General features: G+C 73.6%; 16 protein-coding genes. 8 read left to right on the plus strand and 8 right to left on the minus strand.

The window, feature by feature from the left end:
* Position 1: 1 nt before the first annotated feature.
* Positions 2-1,327, minus strand: coding sequence for a glutamine synthetase family protein (locus tag ACIBQ8_RS14845; protein WP_397192159.1), 1,326 nt, complete (start codon positions 1,325-1,327; stop codon positions 2-4).
* A gap of 127 nt (positions 1,328-1,454) precedes the next feature.
* Here ACIBQ8_RS14845 and ACIBQ8_RS14850 point away from each other — a divergent pair, with 127 nt between their 5' ends.
* From ACIBQ8_RS14850 to ACIBQ8_RS14865, 4 genes are read left to right on the plus strand one after another with little or no spacing between them, the layout of a single operon-like run.
* Positions 1,455-2,261, plus strand: coding sequence for an acetoacetate decarboxylase family protein (locus ACIBQ8_RS14850; RefSeq protein ID WP_397192160.1), 807 nt, complete (start codon positions 1,455-1,457; stop codon positions 2,259-2,261).
* Positions 2,262-2,286: 25 nt separating this feature from the next.
* Positions 2,287-3,747 carry an aldehyde dehydrogenase gene (locus tag ACIBQ8_RS14855; RefSeq protein WP_397175842.1) on the plus strand — a complete coding sequence of 487 codons (1,461 nt, stop codon included), beginning with the start codon at positions 2,287-2,289 and terminating at the stop codon, positions 3,745-3,747.
* Positions 3,740-4,648 carry a 3,4-dihydroxyphenylacetate 2,3-dioxygenase gene (locus ACIBQ8_RS14860; RefSeq protein WP_397175844.1) on the plus strand — a complete coding sequence of 303 codons (909 nt, stop codon included), beginning with the start codon at positions 3,740-3,742 and terminating at the stop codon, positions 4,646-4,648. Before ACIBQ8_RS14855 ends, ACIBQ8_RS14860 begins: the two co-directional genes overlap by 8 nt.
* Positions 4,641-5,489, plus strand: coding sequence for a fumarylacetoacetate hydrolase family protein (locus tag ACIBQ8_RS14865; protein ID WP_397192161.1), 849 nt, complete (start codon positions 4,641-4,643; stop codon positions 5,487-5,489). The genes ACIBQ8_RS14860 and ACIBQ8_RS14865 overlap by 8 nt, the downstream gene beginning before the upstream one ends.
* Positions 5,490-5,515: 26 nt before the next feature.
* Here the strand turns inward: ACIBQ8_RS14865 and ACIBQ8_RS14870 are convergent, their stop codons facing one another.
* From ACIBQ8_RS14870 to ACIBQ8_RS14880, 3 genes are read right to left on the minus strand one after another with little or no spacing between them, the layout of a single operon-like run.
* Positions 5,516-5,956, minus strand: a complete 441-nt coding sequence (locus tag ACIBQ8_RS14870) for a GNAT family N-acetyltransferase (protein WP_397192162.1) — start codon at positions 5,954-5,956, stop codon at positions 5,516-5,518.
* Positions 5,934-6,659, minus strand: coding sequence for a gamma-glutamyl-gamma-aminobutyrate hydrolase family protein (locus ACIBQ8_RS14875; protein WP_397175850.1), 726 nt, complete (start codon positions 6,657-6,659; stop codon positions 5,934-5,936). Before ACIBQ8_RS14875 ends, ACIBQ8_RS14870 begins: the two co-directional genes overlap by 23 nt.
* On the minus strand, positions 6,656-8,191 hold the full coding sequence (locus ACIBQ8_RS14880) for an aldehyde dehydrogenase (RefSeq protein WP_397192163.1): 1,536 nt from the start codon (positions 8,189-8,191) through the stop codon (positions 6,656-6,658). The genes ACIBQ8_RS14875 and ACIBQ8_RS14880 overlap by 4 nt, the downstream gene beginning before the upstream one ends.
* 144 nt (positions 8,192-8,335) lie before the next feature.
* Here ACIBQ8_RS14880 and ACIBQ8_RS14885 point away from each other — a divergent pair, with 144 nt between their 5' ends.
* The gene (locus ACIBQ8_RS14885) at positions 8,336-8,986 is read left to right on the plus strand and encodes a hypothetical protein (RefSeq protein ID WP_397192164.1); all 651 of its coding nucleotides are present in this window, start codon (positions 8,336-8,338) and stop codon (positions 8,984-8,986) included.
* A 27-nt stretch (positions 8,987-9,013) separates the two neighbouring features.
* Here ACIBQ8_RS14885 and ACIBQ8_RS14890 read toward each other — a convergent pair whose 3' ends face one another.
* Complete coding sequence (locus tag ACIBQ8_RS14890) at positions 9,014-9,916, minus strand: polysaccharide deacetylase family protein (protein ID WP_397192165.1); 903 nt, start codon at positions 9,914-9,916, stop codon at positions 9,014-9,016.
* A gap of 224 nt (positions 9,917-10,140) precedes the next feature.
* Between ACIBQ8_RS14890 and ACIBQ8_RS14895 the strand changes: the two genes are divergently transcribed.
* Positions 10,141-11,313, plus strand: coding sequence for an Ig-like domain-containing protein (locus ACIBQ8_RS14895; protein ID WP_397192166.1), 1,173 nt, complete (start codon positions 10,141-10,143; stop codon positions 11,311-11,313).
* A gap of 81 nt (positions 11,314-11,394) precedes the next feature.
* Positions 11,395-12,084: a hypothetical protein gene (locus ACIBQ8_RS14900; RefSeq protein WP_397175857.1), complete on the plus strand. Its 690-nt coding sequence runs from the start codon at positions 11,395-11,397 to the stop codon at positions 12,082-12,084.
* Positions 12,085-12,262: 178 nt separating this feature from the next.
* On the opposite strand, the gene ACIBQ8_RS14905 is transcribed toward ACIBQ8_RS14900, so the two are convergent.
* Positions 12,263-12,457 (minus strand): hypothetical protein, encoded by a 195-nt coding sequence (locus ACIBQ8_RS14905; protein ID WP_397192167.1) that lies wholly within the window; start codon positions 12,455-12,457, stop codon positions 12,263-12,265.
* A 198-nt stretch (positions 12,458-12,655) separates the two neighbouring features.
* Here ACIBQ8_RS14905 and ACIBQ8_RS14910 point away from each other — a divergent pair, with 198 nt between their 5' ends.
* Positions 12,656-14,092, plus strand: a complete 1,437-nt coding sequence (locus tag ACIBQ8_RS14910; protein WP_397192168.1) for an MFS transporter — start codon at positions 12,656-12,658, stop codon at positions 14,090-14,092.
* Between the two features lie 399 nt (positions 14,093-14,491).
* Here ACIBQ8_RS14910 and ACIBQ8_RS14915 read toward each other — a convergent pair whose 3' ends face one another.
* Together ACIBQ8_RS14915 and ACIBQ8_RS14920 are read right to left on the minus strand one after the other, a co-directional pair.
* The gene (locus ACIBQ8_RS14915; protein WP_397192169.1) at positions 14,492-16,462 is read right to left on the minus strand and encodes a tetratricopeptide repeat protein; all 1,971 of its coding nucleotides are present in this window, start codon (positions 16,460-16,462) and stop codon (positions 14,492-14,494) included.
* A 277-nt stretch (positions 16,463-16,739) separates the two neighbouring features.
* Positions 16,740-16,937, minus strand: coding sequence for a hypothetical protein (locus ACIBQ8_RS14920; protein WP_397192170.1), 198 nt, complete (start codon positions 16,935-16,937; stop codon positions 16,740-16,742).
* Positions 16,938-16,984 lie beyond the last annotated feature (47 nt).

Here is a 16,984-nt window from a genome sequence, read left to right on the forward strand (position 1 = left end):
GTCACAGGTGGTAGGCGTACTCGCCGAACTCCCAGTCGGTGACGTGCCGCTGGAAGCGGGCGACCTCGTCGCGCTTGTAGGCCAGGAAGGCGGCGGTGAAGTCCTTGCCGAGCAGCTCGGTGAGCTCGCCGTCGGCCTCCAGGGCGTCCAGGGCCGCGGGCAGGGTCATCGGCAGCACCGGGGCCTTGGAGGCGTCGTAGCCGTACCCGACGAGCGGCGCGGGCGGCTCCTCGGCCGCCCGCACCCCCAGCAGCGCGGCGGCCGCGGTCCCGGCGACCAGCAGGTACGGGTTGGCGCTGGCGTCACCGAGCCGCAGCTCGAAGCGGGCGCCCGCGCCGCGCTCCGGCGGGACGCGGAGCATCGCGCTGCGGTTGTCGAGCCCCCAGTCGACGAGCCAGGGGGCCAGCGTGTCGGGGCCGAACCGCTTGTAGGAGTTGACCGTCGGGTTGGCCAGCGCCGCCAGCGCGGGGGCGTGGGCCAGCACGCCCGCGATCGCGTGCCGCGCGGTCGCCGACAGCCCGTACGGCGCGGCCGGGTCGTCGAAGGCGTTGCCGCCGTCCTCGCCCAGGCACGACAGGTGCAGGTGGAACCCCGACCCGCCCTCGTCGTTGAACGGCTTGGCCATGAACGTCGCCAGCCTGCCCTCCACCCGGGCCAGCTCCTTGACCGCCGCCTTGAACCAGAAGGCCCGGTCGGCCGCGTCGAGCGCCTCGGAGTGCCGCAGGTTGATCTCGAACTGGCCGCTGCTGAACTCGTGGTTGCCCGCCGTCACGCCGAGGCCGAGGTCGCGCAGGTGCCGCAGCGTGCGGGTGAGGTGGCCGTCGGGGTCGCCGCGGCGGCCGGCGGTGTAGACGTTGCCGGTCGCCTCGGCGTACCGCTGCCAGCCGCCCGCGGGGGCCGGGTCGCACAGGAAGTACTCCAGCTCCGGCCCGACGACCGGGTGCAGGCCCTGCTCGGCGCACCGGGCCAGCACGGCGCGCAGCAGGTCGCGCGGCGACTCGGGGGCCGGGGCGCCGGTGGCCGGGTCGACGACGTCGCCGTGGCACCAGGCCACGCCGGGCTCCCACGGCAGCGGCGTGAGCGTGGCCAGGTCGGGGACGACGGCGATGTCGGGCAGCCCCGCGTCCAGGCCGCCGCTGATGTCGGCGGTGCCGCCGCGCGGGGTGGAGTGGTAGACGGCGCGGCAGAAGGCGAGGCCGTGACCGAGGGCGTCGGGCAGCGCCTCCAGCAGGACGTCGCGGGCGCGGTCGGTCCCGGTCAGGTCGGGGTAGGTCACGCGGACCACGTCGACGCCCCGCTCGGTCAGGCGGTCGATGTGCTGCTGCACCGGTCTCTCCTAGGGTCGTTTGACGCCAAACGTAACGGGCGCGTATTGGCTGCCGCAAGAGCTGTTGACCGATCGGCCTGGATGTTCATATTTTATTTGGAACCAAACGAGTTCCAGGAGGACCATCTTGGCCGGCGTCCGCGGCTACTTCCACCCCAAGACGGCCACGGGCCGCTCGTCCCTCGTCCCGGAGCCGCCGTGGCACTACTCCGGCGACCTGCTCACGATCGAGTACCGCACCGATCCCGACCGGGTGCGCGAGCTGCTGCCCGAGCCGCTGGAACCGGCCGCCGAGGACCCGGGCGCGGTCGCGCTCATCTGGGCCGACTGGCAGTCCTGCGCTGCCTCCCGCGAGGAGCTGCTCGACCCGGTGCGCTCGCAGTACAAGGAGGCGTTCGCCGTCGTCCGGTGCTCCTACCGGGGGCGGACCTACTCCAGGTGCGTCTACATCTGGGTGGACAAGGACTTCGCCGTCGCCAGGGGGCTGCACCAGGGCTATCCGAAGAAGCTGGGGTCGATCCACCAGACCCGGCCGCACCCGTACGGCCCCGCGCCCCGCATCGAGGCGGGCGCCCGGTTCGGCGCGACGCTGGCCGCCGCCGACCGCCGCCTGGCCCAGGCCGTGGTGACCCTGCGCGAGCCGTCGCCGCACAACGGGTTCGTCAACGGCCACCCCATGGCCCACCACCGCTGGCTGCCCGCCATCGGCAAGGGCGGCGGGCTGGCGCTCGACGAGCTGGTCGAGTCCGGCGCCGCCGCCTTCGAGGCCGGCCAGGCGTGGGCGGGCGACGCCGAGCTGGAGCTGTTCGACGCCCCCACCGAGGAGCTGTCCCGGCTGGTCGTCCGCGAGCCCATCGGCGCCTACTTCCGCCAGGTCGGCGTGGTGTGGGACGGCGGCACGCTCCTGGAATCCGGCACCTCCGGCGCGCACTAGCCCCTTGAGAAGGAAAGCACCCGACATGTCCGAACAGATCACCGTCGCCGGGGTCACCGTCGACACCCGCCACTGGATCGGCGGCCGGCGCGTCGCCTCCGCGCGCACGTTCACCGACCTCTCGCCCATCGACGGCGCCGCGCTCGGCGAGATCGCCCGCGGCGGCCCCGCCGAGGTGCACGCCGCCGTCACCGCCGCCCAGGACGCCTTCCCCGGCTGGGCCGCCACCCCGCGCGCCGGCCGGGCCGCCGTGCTGCGGGCCATCGCCGACGGCGTCGAGAAGCGGCTGGAGGAGCTGGCCGCCGTCGAGACCCGCGACAACGGCGCCCTGCTGCGCTCGCACCGCCGCGGCGTCATGCCCCGCGTGGCGCACAACTTCCGCTTCTTCGCCGACTGGCTGGAGGGCCTCGGCCACGACGACTTCGACACCCGCGGCCACGCCAACCACGTCTCCTGGGACCCGGCCGGGCCCTGCGCCCTGATCACGCCGTGGAACGCGCCCCTCATGCTGGCCACCTGGAAGATCGCCCCCGCGCTCGCCGCCGGGAACACGGTGGTGCTCAAGCCCGCCGAGTGGTCGCCGCTCACCGCCTCCCTGCTGGCCGACGTCGCCGCCGCGGCCGGGCTGCCGGACGGCGTGCTCAACGTCGTCCAGGGGTTCGGCGACGAGGCCGGGCAGGCCCTGGTAGAGCACCACGGCGTGCGCCGCGTCAGCTTCACCGGCTCGGTGCCGACCGCGCGGCGCATCGCCCGCTCGGCCGCCGCCAACCTCACCCCGCTCAGCCTGGAGCTGGGCGGCAAGTCGCCGCTGCTGGTCTTCGCCGACGCCGACCTCGACCTGGCCGTGGACCTGGCCGTCGAGCAGTACGACAACGCCGGGCAGGTCTGCCTGGCCGCCACCCGGCTGCTGGTCGAGGCGCCGATCGCCGAGGAGTTCGTCCGCCGCTTCACCGGACGGGCCGCGGCCCTGGTCCAGGGCGACCCGCGCGACGAGGCCACCGACGTCGGCCCCAACATCCATCCGCGCCAGGTGGAGAAGATCGACGGGTTCGTCCGGCGGGCCCTTGCGGCCGGTGCCCGCGCCGTCATCGGCGGCGAGCGCGGGGACGGCCTGTACTACCGGCCCACCCTGCTCACCGACGTGGCCCAGGACAGCGAGATCGTCCAGGAGGAGGTCTTCGGCCCGGTGCTCACGCTGCAGACGTTCGAGACCGAGGAGGAGGCCGTCCGGCTGGCCAACGACACCCGCTTCGGCCTGGCCGCCACCGTCGCGACCGGCGACCGCGAGCGCGCCCGCCGGGTCACCGAACGGCTGGTGGCGGGCACGGTGTGGGTCAACTGCTTCTTCGTGCGCGACCTGCGCGCGCCCTTCGGCGGCTCCCGCGAGTCCGGCGTCGGCCGCGAGGGCGGCACCTGGAGCTTCGACTTCTACTGCGACCTGAAGAACACCGTCACCGCGCCGAAGGGCTGGAACGACCATGGGTGAGATCGTCGGGGCGGGCCTGCTCGCGCACGTCCCCACCATCGTGCTGCCCGAGCGCACCCGGCGGGAGCTAAACGAGGGCAAGGAGATCACCCTCGTCACCGGCCTGCGCGAGCTGCGCCGGGACGTCTTCGAGCGCGACGACTACGACACCGTCGTGGTGCTGGACTCCCACTGGGCCACCACGGTCGAGTTCGTGGTCACCGCCCAGACGCGCCGGGCCGGGCTGTTCACCTCCGAGGAACTGCCGCGCGGCATGTGCCGGATGCCGTACGACTTCCCCGGCGACCCCGAGCTGGCCCGCAACGTGGCCTCCTTCGCGGACCGCCACGGCACCTGGATCACCCCCATCGACGACGAGTACCTGCCGATCTACTACGCCACCACCAACCTGTGGAAGTACCTCGGCGAGGGACTGCCCGGCAAGCGCTGGGTGAGCATCGGCGTCTGCCAGACCGGCGACATGGAGGACCATCTGCGGCTCGGCCGCGCGCTGGCCGACGGCGTCGCGGCCACCGACCGACGGGTGCTGGTGATCGCCTCCGGCGCGCTGTCGCACACGTTCTGGCCGCTGCGCGAGCTGCGCGACCACGAGTCCAGCGACCCGCGGCACATCTTCACCCCCGAGGCCCGCGCCGCCGACCTGCGGCGCATCGAATGGTTCCGGCAGGGCCGCCACGACGAGGTCCTGCGCACGATGCCGGAGTTCTGGACGTACAGGCCCGAGGCCCGATTCCACCACTACGTCATGCTGGCCGGCGCCCTCGGCGAGGAGCGCTGCACGGCCCCCGCCCGTCAGTACGGCGAGTACGAGAACTCCGTCGGCACCGGCCAGGCCCTGCTCTGGTTCGACCGCCCGGCCGGCGGCTGGACCGCACCCCGACAGGAGAACGCCCATGCCTGAGTACCGCCGCGTCCTGCTGGACGGCGCCGTCACCGAGACCGTCCGCGACGGGGACGAGCTCGTCGCCGCGGACGGCCGCCGGGTCGGGGCCGAGGAGGCCGTGCACCTGCCGCCGGTCGTCCCCACGAAGATCATCGCGGTGCACCTGAACCACCGCAGCCGGGTCGAGGAGTTCCGGACCCGGCTGCCGGACGCGCCGACCTACTTCCACAAGCCCACCTCCTCGCTCAACTCCCACCGGGGCGCGGTCGTGCGGCCGCAGGGCTGCAAGTGGCTCAACTACGAGGGCGAGATCGCCATCGTCATCGGCCGGACCTGCCGCAACATCGCCCCCTCCGAGGCCGATGCGTTCATCGCGGGCTACACCGTGGCCAACGACTTCGGGCTGCACGACTTCCGCGACACCGACGCCGGGTCGATGCTGCGCGTCAAGGGCTCCGACACGCTCTGCCCGCTCGGCCCCGGCCTGGTGACCGGCTGGGACTTCCGCGGCAGGCGCCTGCGCACGTACGTCAACGGCGAGGTCGTCCAGGACGGCAACACCGACGAGATGACCTGGGACATGCACTACCTGGTCGCCGACATCGCCCGGACGATCACCCTCCACCCCGGCGACGTGCTGCTGTCGGGCACCCCGGCGGGCTCGCGGCCCGTCCGGCCGGGCGACGTGGTCGAGGTCGAGGCCGAAGGGCTCGGCCGGCTGACCAACCACGTCGTGACCGGGCCGGCCCCCATCCGCTCCGACGTCGGCGCGCAGCCGACGGAGTCGGAGGAGGTGCGCTCGACCGCCCTCGGCGGCGACTGGGAGTTCCGCGGCGTCCGCCCGCCACGCCGGTCATAGGGCTCAGGGGCCGCCGCCCGTGAGGGTCACAGCCGGTGGCTGAGGATGCGGCGGCCCTCGTCGCGGAAGCCGCGCTTGCCGTAGTAGGCGAACAGGTGGCTCACGTCGGCGCCGTTCGGGGCGATCACGATCTCCAGGGCCGTGCAGCCCCGATCGGCGGCCCACCGGCGGCTGTCCTCGATCAGCCGCTCCGCCTCGCCCCGCCGCCGCGCCTCCGGCGCGACGAACAGGTCCTCCAGCTCGGCGTACAGCCCCTGCTCCAGCCCGAACGTGGTCGTGGTGATGCCGAACGCGACCAGCCGGCCCTCGCTCTCGCTCACCGCGACCCGGACGCCGGGCGCGGCGATCAGCCTGGCCAGGTTGGCCTTCAGCGTCTGCGCCGGGGTGGTGAAGCCGTCCTCGGCGTAGAAGGCGACGGCGAGGCCGTGCAGTGCGGGCAGGTCGTCAGGGACGGCGGCGCGGATCATGACAGCCATGATGCCCCGCCTGGCGGACGAGCGCGTCGAACAGGGCCTGCTGGGCCGGATCGCGGTGGGCGGTGTCCTCGGGATGCCACTGCACGGCGGTGAACCAGCCGGGCGCGCCGTCGTGCTCAAGGGCCTCCACCGTGCCGTCGGCGGCGTGCGCGGCGGGGGACAGGCCGTCGCCGAGCCGCTCGACGCGCTGGTGGTGGAAGCAGGACGCCTCCACCTTCGCCGTCCCGGCCGCGCGTTCCAGCAGGGTGCCGGGGCGCAGCGACACCGGGTGCACGACGTGCCGGTGGCCGCCGTCGGGGCCGCCCATGTCCTGCTCCAGCGTGCCGCCGAGGGCCACGTTGACGACCTGGAGGCCCCGGCAGATCGCCAGCGTGGGCAGCCCGGCGGCCAGGGCGTGGCGGGCCAGGGCCAGGTCGAAGGCGTCCTGGTCGTCGTCCACGTCGTAGACGTCCTCGTGGGTGTCGGGGGCGCCGTAGCGGTGGGGGGCCACGTCGCCGCCGCCGGGCAGGAGCAGGCCGTCGAACCTGGCCATCCGGGCCGCCACGCCGTCCGCGCCGTCCGGGTGGATCGTGGCCGGCTCGCCGCCCGCCCGCCACACGGCCTCCACCAGGGCGCGGGCGCTCACCTCGGCGGCGTGGCGGAGGGCCGAGGCGGTGGCGGAGAAGCGGGCGGGGATCGCGATCAGCGGTCTCACAACTGGATCCAGGTGGTCTTGAGCTCGGTGTACTTCTCCAGCGCGTGCGCCGACTTGTCGCGGCCGTTGCCCGACTGCCGCATGCCGCCGAAGGGCACGGTCAGGTCGCCCTCCTCGTAGCAGTTGACCCAGACGGTGCCCGCCCGCAGCGCGCGGGCGACGCGGTGGGCGGTGCCCAGGTCGGAGGTCCACAGGCCGGCCGCGAGACCGTACTCGGTGTCGTTGGCCAGGCGGACGGCCTCCTCGACGTCGTCGAAGGCCAGCACGGACAGCACCGGGCCGAAGATCTCCTCCCTGGCCAGCCGGGAGCCGGGGTCCACCCGGTCGAAGACGGTGGGTTCGAGGTAGGCGCCGCCGGTGCCGGCCAGGATCCGGCCGCCGCCCGTACGCAGCCGCGCGCCCCCGGCCAGACCGGCCTCGACGTGGCCGCGCACCCGTTCCAGGTGGGCCTCGCCGACCAGGGCGCCCATCTCCGTGGCCGGGTCGAGCGGGTCGCCGACGCGCAGCGCGCGGGCGCGGGCGACCACGGCCTCCGTCACCCGGTCGGCCACCGACCGGTGGACCAGCAGGCGGGACGGCGCGGTGCACATCTCGCCCTGGTTGAAGAAGACGCCCCAGGCGGCGGTGGCGGCGGCGGCCTCCAGGTCGGGGGCGTCGGGAAGGATGATGTTGGGCGACTTGCCGCCCAGCTCCAGCCACACGCGCTTGAGGTTGGAGTCGGCCGAGTAGCGCAGGAAGTGCCGCCCGACGGCGGTGGAGCCGGTGAAGGCCAGCACGTCCACGCCGGGGTGCAGGCCGAGCGCCCGCCCGGCGGTGGGGCCGTCGCCGGCGACCACGTTGAGCACGCCCGGCGGCAGCCCGGCCTCGGTGGCCAGCCGCCCCAGCTCCAGGGCCGACAGCGGCGACAGCTCCGACGGCTTCAGCACCACCGTGCACCCCGCGGCCAGGGCGGGGGCCACCTTCCACGAGGCCAGCGTGAGCGGGAAGTTCCACGGCACGACCGCGCCGACGACCCCGGCGGGCTCGCGGGTGACCAGGGCGAGGGCGTCGGCGGGCACGTGCGGGGCCTCGTCGGCCAGCTTGCCGGCCAGCTCGCCGTACCAGCGGAAGGTGGTGATCGCGGCGCGCAGCTCGATGTCGTGCGCGTCGGTGACCGGCTTGCCCATCTCCAGGCTGACGAGCAGCGCCAGGTGCTCGCGCCGCTCCTCGATCAGGGACGCCAGCCGCACCAGCGCCCGCCCGCGCTCGGCGGGCGCCATCCGCGGCCACGGCCCGGAGTCGAACGCCCGCCGCGCCGCCGACACCGCGAGCCCGACCTCCGCCTCGCCGCCGTCGGCCACCTCGGCCAGCACCCGGCCGTCGCGCGGCGAGCGCACCGTGAAGGACGCGCCGCCGGGCTCGTCTGCGCCGTCGATGTGGTGCGCGGACGGGGGCGTGACCGCCGCGGCCCGGCTCAGCCATGCCTCGTGGGTCACCCGTTGTTTGGTGGCGAACGTCTGGTCGAGCGTCGGCAGGTCGCCGTTGACCGGCATCGTCGGCCCTTCTGTCGCGGACGGGTGCTCCGAAAATGTACGGTCCCAAACGATTGGCCGTCAATGGCCGGCCGCCACCGGCGGGGAACCGGGTCCGGCGGTCCGCTCGTTGGCCGGTCGTCACCCCGAGTCCGTGGAGGATCCTTGTTACGACTCGTCTGCCTCGCGCTCGCCGCCGCCCTGACCGCCGCCCTGACCGCCGCCCTCACCGCCGGCTGCACCGTCGCCGACACCGGCCGGCCGGTGTCGCCGGAGGACATCGAAGAGGTCATCGACGACGAGCCCGACGGCGGGTCCGACGCCGCGGCGCAGGACGAGTCCGCCCGCATCGCCGTCTGCGTGGACACCGGCTCGCAGACCAGGGCCGGCTACCGCCCGTGCGAGGACGAGCGCCGGGGCTACGCCTGGTACTTCTACGCCGGCGACGCCACCGTCCCCGCGGTGGGCGAGCGGGCCGACGGCGGCACGTACGAGGACCTCGGGGAGGACGGGCTCACCAAGGCGTCGCCGCAGGGCGGCCCCGGCGCCGAGACCGCCATCGAGACGCCGTCGGAGTGGGTCGAGGTGTGCGTCGCCAAGCCGTCCCGGCGGCGCGTGGTCAACAACTTCTGCGAGGACCGGCAGGGCGGCTACGGCTGGTACTACATCGCCATCGACGGCCGCGTGCCGCCCGTCGGCGGACGGGCCGACAACGGCGCCTTCCGGTTCTACGGCGGCGACAGCTACCGGGCCCGCGAGTCGGGCGGCGACGCGGCCGACGCCGCGATCGGCTACGAGGAGACCGTCGAGGAGTGACTCCGCCGACGGGGGGCGCCTGCCCGGTTACCTGGGGCCGCCGGAGAGCCGGCGGGCGTTGTGGACGACCTTCGGCGGCCGGCCGCCGAACAGCTCGCTGACCGTGACGAACCGGTAGCCGCGGGCGGACAGGCCCTTCAGCACCCGCGGCACGGCCTTGACCGTGGTCGGGTGGATGTCGTGGAACAGGATGACGCTGCCGGGGCGGACCCGCTTGAGCGAGACCCGGGCCACCCTGGCGCTGTCGCGGTAGCGCCAGTCGAGGGTGTCCACGCTCCACAGGACCAGCGGCCGGTGCGCCTGCCGCCGCACGTCGCCGTCCGTCGCGCCGTACGGGGGGCGTACCAGGCCGGGGACGACGCCCGCGGCGGACTTGACGGCCTGGTCGGTGCGGGCGAGCTGGGACCTGATCGCGGCCGGCGACAGCCGGGTCAGGTCGGGGTGGGACCAGGTGTGGTTGCCCAGCTCGTGCCCCGCCTCGACCGTGCGCCGCACCACGTCGGGGTGGACGCCGACGTTCCGGCCGACGACGAAGAACGTGGCGTGGGCCCGGTACTTCGCCAGGTGGTCCAGCAGCGTCCCGGTGTAGGGCCCCGGGCCGTCGTCGAACGTGAGCGCCACGCACTTGACCTTGCGGCAGTCGGGCTTGTCCGGCTCGGCGGGCACGGTGGGCTCGGCCGACGGCTCCGTCCGGTCCGGCTTGTGGCCTTGCCTGTGGTCGGGCTTGGGGTCCTGCTTGTGGTCCTGCTTGTGGTCCGGCTTGTGGTCCTGCTTGTGGTCGGGCTTCGGCTCGGGGGAGGCCGACGGAGCAGGGTGGGTGGGGGAGGGCGTGGGGCGGGCGGGGGTGGCTCCCGCGAGCGCGGTCGTGACGGCCAGTGTCGCCGCGGTCATCCCGATACCGGACAGGTACCGCTTCATGCCGCCGTTCATGACGTTCCCCCTCATGCACCGCCCCCGGTGCGTCATCCCCTGAGACCGGCCCAGAAGGACCGTTCCACAGAGTTGGACACCAGATCCGCCCGCAAGGTTCGCAAGAGTGCTCATCGGCGGATGAAGGTTTCTCCCCTGCTCATTGGGCAGAGGTGTCCGCACGTGACAGCACAGACCGTTCAATGAAGAAGTTGACGCCTTGTCAGGCACGGGAGGCATCGGAGATGCGGAACGGCCGGACCAGTACGACGCTCGCCCTCGCGGGGCTCCTGCTCGCCGGATGCGCCTCCGGCGGCGGCCGGCCGGCGGACGGGCCGCGGCAGGCCGAGGGCCCGGCGGCCAGGCTCGCGATCACCCCGGCGGACGGCAGCAAGAAGGTCGCCCCCGACACCGGGATCAGCGTGCGGGTCACCGGCGGCAAGGTCACCAAGGTGACCGTCGCCGACGCCAAGGGACGCCAGGTGACCGGCTCGACGGCGGCCGACGGCACCTGGCGGCCCCGGTGGCCGCTGCGCCCGGCGACGTCGTACACGGTGAGCGCGCAGGCCACCGGCGCCGACGGCAGGGCCGTCACCGGGCGGTCGTCCTTCACCACGCTCAAGCCCGGGCGGGCCCTGCAGAGCGGCATGTCGCCGCTGGACGGCGAGAAGGTCGGCGTCGGGATGCCGGTGCAGCTCCTGCTGTCCCACCCGGTCACCTCCAGGCAGGCCCGCGCGGCGGTCGAGCGTTCGCTGGTGGTGGAGATGTCCGAGCCGGTCGAGGGCGCGTGGAGCTGGGTGAGCGACCGCGAGGTGCAGTTCAGGCCGCGCGATTACTGGCCGGTGGGCGAGAAGGTCAAGGTCGTCGCCCACCTGGCCGGGCTGCGGGCGGGCGAGGACCTGTGGGGGACCAGGGACCGCAGCCTGTCCTTCACCGTCGGTCCCCGGCACATCACCAAGGTGGACGCCGACCGCCACCGGGCGGTCGTCACCGCGGACGGCAAGGTCGTCCGGACGATCCCCGTCAGCCTGGGCAAACCCGGCGACGACAGCTACTCCGGCGTCATGATCGCCCAGGAGAAGGCCGCGGAGACCGTCATGGACTCGGCCACCATCGGGGAGCCGGGCGAGTACCGGATCAAGACCAAGTGGAACGTCCGGATGACCTACAGCGGCACCTTCTTCCACGCCGCGCCCTGGTCGACCGGCGCGCAGGGCAACTCCAACGTCAGCCACGGCTGCGTCAACGCCAGCCCCGCCGACGCCCGCTGGTTCTACGACTTCACCCAGCGCGGCGACGTCATCGAGGTCAAGGGCACCTCGCGCAAGCTCCGGTTCGGCAACGGCCCGACCCCGTGGGCCAAGTCGTGGACGGAATGGCTCGCCGGCAGCGCCACGGGCAAGCCCGCGACCGGCTAGACCCCCATCTGGCGGCAGGACCTGCGCGAACATCAGAATGTCGCCTTGCCCGCGGGGGCCCGCACCACGATCATGTCGCCAATGGACGCCGACGCACCCCTGGACTACTACCTGATCTACGCCGCCGACCGTGGCCGCGGAACACTTCCCCTGGGCATCCTGGTCGAGGAGTTCGTGCTCTGCGACGACTACACCGCCGCGGGCATCGACTGCGCGGAATGGACCGCCGAGTGCGGCGAGTGGCGCGAGTCGCCCGGATCCAGCCGGGCCATCCGCGCCGACCCCGCGCTGCGCGACCGGGTGCTGCCCGTGACGCGGCGCGACGCCCGCGAGACCTACTCGATGCTCGGCGGCGGCGCGCTGCCGGAGGAGGCCGAGCTGCGGGCCTTCTTCCAGTACCGCCAGGCGCTCCCCGCCGCGGCCCCTCTCGACCTGGGCGGCTCCCCTTCGGCGCAGACCCGGCGCTACCGCATCCTGTTCGCGGGCGAGCTCGGCGAGCGCGGCCTGGCGAACGTCAGCACGGTCCTGCGCCTGGAGCCGCCGCGGGAGAACCCGCGGGCCAGGATCGCCGGCACCGCCACGGCGACCGCCGCCGGCCACACCTTCACCTGGGAGCTGCGGCGCATCGGCCCAGGCATCGCCTGGTGCCTGGACGTCACCGTACGCCTGAGCGCCGGCCCGCTGGCCGCCATCGGCGCCCTGCTCCACCACCACCGGCAGGCGATCCGCGGCCAGGGCCTGATCCCCGTGACCATCGAACGCTTCGCCTGACCGGGGGGGCCGGCCCGCCCATCGGACTGCCCCGCACGGACGGCCGCGCCTCCCATGGGCTGGCGCGTGAGGCGACGACCGCGCCGGGGAAGGTCTTGTCCTCGCTCGCCTCCAGCACGTTCGCCGACAACCGGTAGACGTCGGCGAGGGCGGCGGGCGGCCGGCGCAGCCCGGCGCCCTAGGCCGCCCAGCCTGCCTCGAACGCGGCGCGGGTGGACTCGAACGGCCGCGCCGCCGCCGCGCCCGCCGTGCGCAACGTGGCTTCGGTGGTGTGTCCGAAGCCCAGCGCGAACGTCACCGCGCCCGAAGCGTCGATCGGCAGCCGGGCGGTGACCACGACATCGCCGCGCTGTCTGCAGAGGAGCCACCCCACCTCCTTGTCAACCCGGCCCACCACCCGTCGAGGTCAAGGAACTTTGGCCTGCCGGGGTGACCGTTTGCCTGTAACAGGCCCCCGTTACGGGTACGATCACCGTCCGAAGGCCGGTCTTCAGCCTGTGACGCGAAGCCCGGCTCTGGGACGACACCGCACCTGGCTTGCCCAGCGTCCGGCGCCTTGGGAGCGACAGAGGTGACCGACAGCACCGCGGGCGAGGGCCCGGCCGACGGGAGACGCGCCCCGTGGCGCCGCGACTTCAACCTCCTGTGGAGTGCCTCGGCGGCCAACCAGCTCGGTTCGACGAACGCCATGCTCGCCGTCCCCCTGCTCGCCCTGTCGCTGACCGGTTCGCCGGTGTTCGCCGGCTGGGTGACGGCGGCCGGCACGCTGCCCCGGATCCTGCTGGCCCTGCCGGTGGGCGCGCTGGTCGACTACATGGATCGGCGGCGGGTCATGATCGTCAGCCTGCTGGCCCGCGGCGTGCTCGCCGTGCTGCTGACGGCAGGCGCCTTCGCGACCATGCCGGAGCACGCCGTGCTGCCGCTGGTCGCCGCAGCACAGGGCGTCTGCCTGGTGTTCTTCAGCACCGCGGAGGCGACGGTGGTGCCGCGGCTCGTACCGCGCGAGCACCTGCCGGGCGCGATGGCGAAGAACGAGGCGCGCGTGCACGCGGCGGCGCTGCTCGGCCGCCCGCTCGGCGGCCTGCTGTTCGACCTGCACCGGGCGCTGGCCTTCGCCGTCGACGCGCTGACCTCGTTCCTGTCGGTGTTCGCGCTGCTGCGCATGGCGAAGGACCGGCTCACCCCGTACGGCGTCCCGCCGCGCCCGCGGATCAGAGCGCTGGTGACCGACCTCGGCGACGGCTTCGCCTATCTGCGCAGGGAGCGATTCCTGGTGCCGGTGCTGGTCGTCTGCGCGCTGGCCAACTTCTTCTTCCAGACGCTCGCCCTCGTCCTCATCCTGCTCGCGCACCAGCAGCGGCTGCCGAGCCTGCTCATCGGCTGCCTGATCGCGGCCACCGGGTTCGGCGGCGTCCTGGGCTCGTTCACCGCGTCGCGGCTGCAGAGCAAGGGGCGCACCAGGGGCGTGATTGTGACGTGCGTGTGGTCGTGGCTGATGCTGACCGCGTTCGTGGCGCTGGTCGACCACGACAGCGTCGTGTTCGTCGCCGTCGTGCTGCCGCTGGCCTGGGGCGGCATCGGCTTCACCGGCGCGCACATCAATGTCGCGCTCGCGGTCTACCAGGCCGACGAGGTGCCGAAGGAACTGCTGGGCAGGGTCACGGGCGCCGGGCGTTTCCTCTCCGGCGGCGCCGTCCCCCTGGGGGCGCTGTCGGCCGGCTACCTGATCGCCGTGTGGGGCACCAGGGGCGCACTCGTGCTGGTGGCGGTGGCCATCGGCGTTCTGGCCGTCGTCCTGACGCTCATGGTGACCTCGCTCGGGCACGGGCTGGGCCGCCGGTGGCGCGCGGCCGTCAGCCGGGCGGCACGGCGAGGTCGGAAGGGGGCGGCGCGGGCGGGAAGACCTCTGCGCTCAGCGCGCGCAGCGCCCGTTGCAGGGCCACCTCAACCTCCTCCCCGGCCACAACCGGACTTGATACCGAACGGGCGTGCCCGAACGCCCTGGTGACGGCCGCGCTGAGCTGCCCGATGCGATCGCGCGCGCCCTCCGGGCACAACGGCCACAACCGCTCGACCGCCACCGCCGCCGCCAGGTACTCCACCCGCGCCTGCCGGAACTGCCCGGGCAGGTCCTCGCCGTCGAGGCGAGCATCTCGATCGGTGCGCATGTCGAGCGAGATGCTCACGGTCAGTCCGAATCGCAGCACCGCCGATTGCGCGTCGGCGAACGCCGTGCGCAGAGTCTCGGCACTCGCGTCCTCCCGGTCGGCCTGGCGCTGTTCGGCGGCGGCCCTGGTGGCCTGCTTGGCCTTCAGCCGCTCGGTCACCGTCGCCCAGCCGGCGCCCGACAGCGCGGCCAGCACGGCAGATCCACCGGTGATGAGGGCCACCAGGGCGGTGTCGGGCATCACGAGCCCGCGAGCAGCTTCCTAGCCGTACGCCGCTGGTGCTCAGGGAGCGGCGGGCGCCGGGCCGTCATGGCGCGGTCGGCCAGCTCCGTCGCCCTGGTGACGTCGCCGGTGAGCTTGTGAACGCGGGCGGCGCGCAGCAGCACGGGACCGCTCTCCTCGGCCTCCTTCAGCGCCTCCTCGGCCTCGTCGAGGGCGTCACCGAGGTCGTGGGCCACCTCGGGGCGGGTCAGGCTGGCCATCGCCAGCGCGCGGGCCGCCTTGGTCGAGGGCGCGGGCCGGCCGCCGCGCAGCTGCCGCATGTCCCGCAGGGCCGACTCGGCGTCGCCGAGGTCGGCCAGGAACTCCCCGCGCGAGCGCCTGGCCTCGGGCGTGTCCGCCTCGCGGTTGAGCACGTCGCTCAGCACGGCGAGGGCGGCGTCCGGTTGCCCGGCCTCCCACAGGGCCTGGCCGAGTGCGGTCTGCACGATGAGATCGTCCGGAACCCGGCCGACGGCGGCGCGCAGCTGCTCGACGGCCAGCCCCGGCCTGCCCTGGGCCAGGACGACGCGGCCGACCGCCGTCATCAGCCAGCCGACGGCAGCGTTGTCGCCGACGGCCTCGAAAAGCCGGGCCGCGGCGCGGTAGTGCTCGATGCTCTCCTCGAGCAGCCCCTGGTCGTAGTCGATGTTGCCGGAGAGCGTGTCGATCTCGGCCCGCAGCCGCAATGCCTGTGGCGGGCAGGTCTGGGCGGCCTCGTGGACGAGCCGGCGGGCGCGTTCGGGATCACCCTCGTCGCCGGCGCGTTTGGCGGCGCGTAACCGGGCCGCCGGGTCGGGGGGGGACTGCGGCCACATGGCGACGTCGAGCTGCCTGAGCGGGGCCAGCATCCGGGGGTGGCGGGGGCCGTGCATCGGCAGGCCGTTGCATTTGGGCGAGCTGACCAGGTAGCGGTCCTCCAGGGCGTTGAGCACGACCGCGCCCACGTCCGCGACCGGGTCGGACAGCCTGCCGTACTCGTGCAGGATGTCCCGCCGGAACCAGGACATGAGGCGGCCGGGAGGTAACAGATAGTCGGTGGCGATCTCGGCCAGCGTCTCGGCGCAGAATTCGCGTACCGCCCGGTCGGCCGCGGTGTCCAGCTCCGTCAGCAGGAACCGGTCGCGGTCCGGCGGATCGCCCCACAGGCGGGCCCCGGCGGCCTGCAGAAGCAGCGGGTCGACCTCGTCGGCGGCGGGCCAGGACCGGCCGGTGTCGTCGCGGACCGTGCGGATCTCGTCGACCAGCTCCTCGACCTTGTCCGCGGCGGCGCCGTCGCCGGTGGACTCGGCCGACAGCCGCATCGCCTCGACGGCGTGCGCCCGGGTGAACGGCGGCAGCGCCAGCTCCTGCGGTTCTCGGACCGCGTAGCGCCTGAGCACGTGCCGCAGCTCGTCGAGATGGTCGGTGCGGACCGACAACAGCAGGCGCAGGTCGGGGCGCTGGGACAAGGACCCCAGCAGCTCGTCGAAGAAGCTCTCCCTGAGGTGCTCGTACGGGTCGGGCAGCCGCAGGAACGTCTCCACCTGGTCGACGGCGGCCAGCGTCGGCCCGGCGACGCCGTCGTTGCGCTGGAGCCTGCGCAGGAAGTCGCTCAACGACAGGCCCGCGAAGCTGGCCAGCGAGCCGCCGCCCGACCACGACGAGAGCAGCGCGATCACGTACGGGTTGTGCTCGGGTAGCGCGGCGGCTGGCCAGACGCGGGTGGAGCGGGCCAGGCCCACCGGTAGCACGCGCGCCCGCTCGTTCCTCAGCGAGGGGATCACGGCGGCCCGCAGCAGCGAGGTCTTGCCGGCGCCGGCCGCGCCGTGCAGGATCGTCAGCCGGTTGCCCTGCCACATGCCGGCCAGCTCCGCGGCCTCAGCGGACCGTCCGAAGAACAGGGCCCCGTCGCCTTCGTCGAAGGGACGAGCTCCGACGAAGGGACCGCGTCGGGGGCCGGAAGCAGTCATGGGACCAGACCTCACTCACCGAGGACGACGTCGTATTCCTTTGTGGCCCGGGACCGGACTGCGGAGGCGCCCGCCCCGGTCAATGCCGCAAGACGCGTGTGGCGGCGAGCCTCCTGAATAATTCCGTCCGGTTTCGAACTCAACGTCCGGCTGTCGCCGCTGCACGATTCTCGATGGCTCCCCATGATATGGCATCGCCATGGACGGTGCCCCGTTTTCGGGTTCGCCGAAACCCGGGGAATGATCTCCCGCCGGGCCTCGGCGAATCGGTTCGTGATTACGGATTGCCCGGCCGGTACGGCACCGGCGTGCTGTTGTCGAAGGCGGCGAACACCTCGTCTTCCCTCGGGCCCGACTCGAGCAGCTCGAGTAACTCCAGTGCGATCACGGAGTTCCCCAGCCGTTCGAGACGGGCAGGTGAGAGTGCGGACAAATCAAGAAGATCCTTGTGGTGCGTGACGACCTGCGGTGCCATGGGCGCTCCCTCGTCGGCTCTGGCCTGCCCGCAGCGTTCCCCGTCCG

Origin of the sequence: Nonomuraea sp. NPDC049646, assembly GCF_044465525.1 — a bacterium.
GTDB lineage: Bacteria > Actinomycetota > Actinomycetes > Streptosporangiales > Streptosporangiaceae > Nonomuraea.

Coding starts and splice junctions, on each gene's coding strand:
- ACIBQ8_RS14870 (WP_397192162.1), bottom strand. CDS start 5,956: ATGATCCGCGCCGCCGTCCCTGACGACCTGCCCGCACTGCACGGCCTC.
- ACIBQ8_RS14895 (WP_397192166.1), top strand. CDS start 10,141: ATGCGGAACGGCCGGACCAGTACGACGCTCGCCCTCGCGGGGCTCCTG.
- ACIBQ8_RS14880 (WP_397192163.1), bottom strand. CDS start 8,191: ATGCCGGTCAACGGCGACCTGCCGACGCTCGACCAGACGTTCGCCACC.
- ACIBQ8_RS14860 (WP_397175844.1), top strand. CDS start 3,740: ATGGGTGAGATCGTCGGGGCGGGCCTGCTCGCGCACGTCCCCACCATC.
- ACIBQ8_RS14890 (WP_397192165.1), bottom strand. CDS start 9,916: ATGAACGGCGGCATGAAGCGGTACCTGTCCGGTATCGGGATGACCGCG.
- ACIBQ8_RS14855 (WP_397175842.1), top strand. CDS start 2,287: ATGTCCGAACAGATCACCGTCGCCGGGGTCACCGTCGACACCCGCCAC.
- ACIBQ8_RS14915 (WP_397192169.1), bottom strand. CDS start 16,462: ATGACTGCTTCCGGCCCCCGACGCGGTCCCTTCGTCGGAGCTCGTCCC.
- ACIBQ8_RS14900 (WP_397175857.1), top strand. CDS start 11,395: ATGGACGCCGACGCACCCCTGGACTACTACCTGATCTACGCCGCCGAC.
- ACIBQ8_RS14920 (WP_397192170.1), bottom strand. CDS start 16,937: ATGGCACCGCAGGTCGTCACGCACCACAAGGATCTTCTTGATTTGTCC.
- ACIBQ8_RS14865 (WP_397192161.1), top strand. CDS start 4,641: ATGCCTGAGTACCGCCGCGTCCTGCTGGACGGCGCCGTCACCGAGACC.